The sequence below is a fragment of the Vibrio sp. 10N.222.46.A1 genome, assembly GCF_041473595.1.
GTDB lineage: Bacteria > Pseudomonadota > Gammaproteobacteria > Enterobacterales > Vibrionaceae > Vibrio > Vibrio tasmaniensis_A.
In genome coordinates, this window is the sequence record NZ_JBFRSN010000983.1 from 1 (window position 1) to 4,025 (window position 4,025).

Genomic DNA, 4,025 nt, shown 5'->3' on the forward strand with positions numbered 1-4,025 from the left:
GATCGCACAAGCTGATAACCGTTTTGGTTTCTTCTGTAAGGTTTAATTGAGAAGCGAGATCTTGGCTGTCTTGATTTGGGTTTCCGGTAAACGTCTGAACTGTAGACGTTAAATGGGTATCGTTAAATTCACTGACGACGACTAAGGTACATTCATGCTTCAGGCTGTTATCACAGATAACATAACGGGCGCTCTGACCGATTAACGTCGCATGCCCTATGCGATTGAGGGCTGCATTGGCAATTCGACGAGCGATATCAGAGGACTGAGCAGAGAAAATTTGAATAAGGTACTGTTTGCTGTCACACCACTCTCGCTGATCAAATTGAGACTTAAATAACTCCTCAGTATTTGCGAGAAATGTAAATGTTTGCATGCCAACCCTTGTTCGAAATCGAGTGAAATGAGAACCCGTACTACTATGAATCAAAAATTCCGATCAAAAGTAGTCGCCAATTATCCTAGCCTAAACAGGCATTTAATTGTGACTAATGTAACAATTCAATATCATAAATGCGACACATTAAGCTTACTACGGCCATTAAGTTAATCGCATAAGATCACTAAGTTGCTCTATTTCAACATCAGGCAGCACTGTTGCCTTAGGGGAATCATATAAATTGGAACCAGTATCATTAAACCAGCATGCTTGGAAACCATTTGTCTTCGCTCCACAGACATCGGTTCTAAGATGGTCACCAACATGGAGAATATTCTCAGCGTCACAATTTAGGTATTGCTGAGCTCTATCAAACATATCTGGGTAGGGTTTTGCTCTGCCGTCAGGACCGGCTTTAAGGATTAATTGGAAGTACTGCCCCAAGCCAATTTTATGTGGGTCGACATTGCCATTAGTAATCGCAACTAAAGGAATACGTTGGCTCAGCTCAGCCATCACTCGATGCGTTTCTTGTGGCACATCCACCTGATTTCGCAGCCACAAGGCGTGTTCTATGCCTTCACGAGCCGCTTGTTCTGCTTGCTGCTGAGAATACCCCAGTTGTAACAAACCACGCTTAATCTGTGTTTCTCGCCACACGGTGACATCATGCTTTAACGCTGGGTTTTCAGAGGCGACTTGCTGTTTGATACCTTGCCACTCTTCTAACGAAAGAGAAGCAGACACAGGATGCTTTTGATAAAGCCACTGCGCCATCTCTTTCTCAACCTTCATGATCACAGGCCAGTTGTCGTACAAGGTATCATCCAAATCAAAGGTCATGGCTTTGATGGGCTTTAACCCTCGATAAATTCGCATAGTTAAACCTTTAATCTAATCTTTATTCTTCTTACGAGCTCTTGGATGAGCTTGGTCATAAGCTTGTGCTAAATGTTGGAAATCTAAGTGAGTGTACACTTGGGTTGTCGAGATGTTTTCATGCCCGAGCAACTCTTGAACCGCACGAAGGTTTTGGCTCGACTCCAGTACATGCGTTGCAAAGGAGTGGCGCAGTTTATGCGGGCTGATGTGACTCGCGACAGATTGCTTCTTGCCCCACTCTTCCATGCGCTTTTGCACGCTGCGATGAGAGATACGAGTCCCTAACTTCGAGACAAACAGTGCTGGCTCACCCGGCGAAGCTAGTTCACCACGAACTTTGAGCCATTTCTCAACCCACTCTTTCGCTAAACCAGAAAAAGGCGCTTTGCGTTCTTTGTCGCCTTTACCAATCACTCGGATTTCGCCTTGTCGACCCAATACATCTTTAAGATTGATACCGACCAGCTCAGCCAAACGTAATCCAGCACCATACATCACTTCCATCATCGCTCGGTCGCGAATTGACAGTGGGTCGTCCTCATTCACATCAAGCAACTGACCGACTTCATCAACATCGAGGTTTTTAGGCAAAGGACGTTGTTTACGAGGTGCTGAAACCCCTTTGGCTGGATTGGCGGTCATTTCGCCACGCAAGACAAGGAAATCAAAGAAGCTGCGCAGTGACGATAAGCGAGTCGCAATACTGCTCGCTTTCATTCCTTCGCGCATGCCTTTACTTGCAAGTTGTCTTACCCACGCCGCATCGACTTGAGACCAATCCTTTAGTCCAAGAGTGACTAAATGAGCGGCCATGGTTTCAAGTTGTTGTTTGTAGTTACGTTGGGTGTGTAAGCTGAGTCCCTTCTCACTTCTAAGATATTCATAGAAGCGAGAAAGCGGCTTTTGAAGGCTATTAGGAAGAGGTATTTTGGGCTCTAGGCTCATTATTTATCTGCCAAGGTAAGGTGTCCGCCAAATGAGCGACAACAAGTGCTAAATGGCGTAAAAAGAGCGTGTCCATATGAGGCTGGAAGTGTCCGCCATCTTCACTAGAAAAAGCGAGTACACCCAGTGGAGTTCGCTTAGCAAGGGGGAGCACTACATAAGAGCCTAGCTCTGGAACTGGATAATCACCAAACAAATCGTGTCTGTCTGCCTTTCTCAATCGCCCTAGATAAGCATCTTTGCCATTGAAATGGTTAAGTGAAAATTTCGAGTAACGCTCTTCATTCAGCTGATAAAAACCTAATTGTGAGAGAACTCGTACATGAGCCTTAAGCCCTAGTTCCAACGCTTTTTGTTCAACAGCCTTGATAACCTGAATGAAGTCACTGCATTTCAACACTTGAGTTTGCAGATCCATGAATTCATAGAAAGTTTTATCGTTATTCGCCGCTAGTGACATCAGGCCAGTGATCTCTTCTTCCAGCTCTTCGATTCTATGACGCTGACGTTTAAGCTGAATCTCAACCAGAGAAACAGCGCCCTGCTCAACATTATTAATAGCAAGGCGATCAACCAAATCTTTCCTGTTTTGAAAGAAATCTGGGTTATCACGTAAATATTCCGCAACCACCTCTGCAGTCAGAGTGTCGCCTTCAACGTAAGACAAAACCTATCCTTTATTTTTTATAAATCTATTTGTTATATCGTTATTAGCAAGAAAGCTGACCATCAAACACATGCGTTGCTGGGCCAGTCATCAACAGAGGTTTCCCAGGGCCTTGCCAGCTAATGTGTAAGTCACCACCAGGTAGACGAACCTTCACATTCTCAGCCAGTAAGCCTTGTGTTATACCAACAGCAACTGCACCACATGCGCCACTGCCACACGCCTGAGTTTCACCCGCACCACGTTCGTAGACGCGCAAGCGAACCTCTTCACGGTTAACCACTTGCATAAAGCCAGCATTAACACGCTCAGGAAAACGTTCGTGAGATTCAAGCAGCGGACCTAAGGTATCCACATCTGCTGTATCGACGTCATCAACTACGGTAACCACATGTGGGTTACCCATGCTAACAGCACCACAGAACAAGGTGTGTACATCCGTTCTTAGGATATACGTCTTTTCTGGCTGCTTCGCCTTAAATGGAATCTTGCCCGGTTCGAACTCAGGAATACCCATGTTGACAGTGATTAAATCATTGTCTTCAATCTTAAGAACCATTTTCCCTTTCTTGGTGCTCACGTTGATGCTGTACTTATTCGTTAAGCCTTTCATGCGAACGAATCGAGCAAAACAACGTGCACCATTGCCACACTGCTCAACTTCACTGCCATCTGCATTAAATATGCGATAATGGAAGTCAGTTTCAGGATCATAGGGAGCTTCAACTACAAGTAGCTGGTCAAAACCCACACCAGTGTGACGATCCGCCAAACGACGGATCAAATCTGGAGAAAAGAACATATTTTGAGTAATGCAGTCCACGACCATGAAATCATTGCCCAAACCATGCATTTTAGAAAAGTGGAAGTGCATAACGCTTAAAATTACTCCGGAAGAATGTTTTCAAGTTCCCACAGACTCGTAAGCTCTTCACGCTGACGAACCAAATGAGTTTTATCGCCATCAACCATCACTTCTGCCGCACGCGAACGAGTGTTGTAGTTAGATGACATAGCGAAGCCATAAGCACCTGCTGAACGAACAGCCAATAAATCGCCCTCTTCAAGAACAAGGTCACGATCTTTACCTAGGAAGTCACCCGTTTCACATATAGGGCCAACTAAATCGTAAGTCACAGCTTCACCCTGACG

The 4,025-nt window shown here is 45.0% G+C and carries 5 protein-coding genes and 1 pseudogene; all 6 read right to left on the reverse strand.

Annotated elements, in window-relative coordinates; all coding sequences use genetic code 11:
- Window positions 1–376, reverse strand: a 376-nt coding sequence (locus tag AB4496_RS22820; RefSeq protein WP_372132070.1) for an FIST N-terminal domain-containing protein, incomplete at its 3' end; no start/stop codon positions are given.
- Window positions 377–541: 165 nt separating this feature from the next.
- Entirely contained in the window at window positions 542–1,258 is a 717-nt protein-coding gene (gene yigB / locus AB4496_RS22825; RefSeq protein ID WP_009848213.1) for a 5-amino-6-(5-phospho-D-ribitylamino)uracil phosphatase YigB, read from the reverse strand.
- Between the two features lie 15 nt (window positions 1,259–1,273).
- Window positions 1,274–2,206, reverse strand: coding sequence for a tyrosine recombinase XerC (xerC, locus tag AB4496_RS22830; RefSeq protein ID WP_009848212.1), 933 nt, complete (start codon window positions 2,204–2,206; stop codon window positions 1,274–1,276).
- Window positions 2,175–2,873 (reverse strand): DUF484 family protein, encoded by a 699-nt coding sequence (locus AB4496_RS22835; RefSeq protein WP_009848211.1) that lies wholly within the window; start codon window positions 2,871–2,873, stop codon window positions 2,175–2,177. The genes xerC and AB4496_RS22835 overlap by 32 nt, the downstream gene beginning before the upstream one ends.
- A gap of 43 nt (window positions 2,874–2,916) precedes the next feature.
- Complete coding sequence (gene dapF / locus AB4496_RS22840) at window positions 2,917–3,747, reverse strand: diaminopimelate epimerase (RefSeq protein WP_102258046.1); 831 nt, start codon at window positions 3,745–3,747, stop codon at window positions 2,917–2,919.
- 11 nt (window positions 3,748–3,758) lie between these two features.
- Window positions 3,759–4,025: pseudogene (locus AB4496_RS22845) on the reverse strand (diaminopimelate decarboxylase); the annotation flags it as partial.

What these genes read in the sequence shown, in the direction of transcription:
- dapF (WP_102258046.1), bottom strand. Translation starts at nt 3,747, where the DNA reads ATGCACTTCCACTTTTCTAAAATGCATGGTTTGGGCAATGATTTCATG.
- yigB (WP_009848213.1), bottom strand. Translation starts at nt 1,258, where the DNA reads ATGCGAATTTATCGAGGGTTAAAGCCCATCAAAGCCATGACCTTTGAT.
- xerC (WP_009848212.1), bottom strand. Translation starts at nt 2,206, where the DNA reads ATGAGCCTAGAGCCCAAAATACCTCTTCCTAATAGCCTTCAAAAGCCG.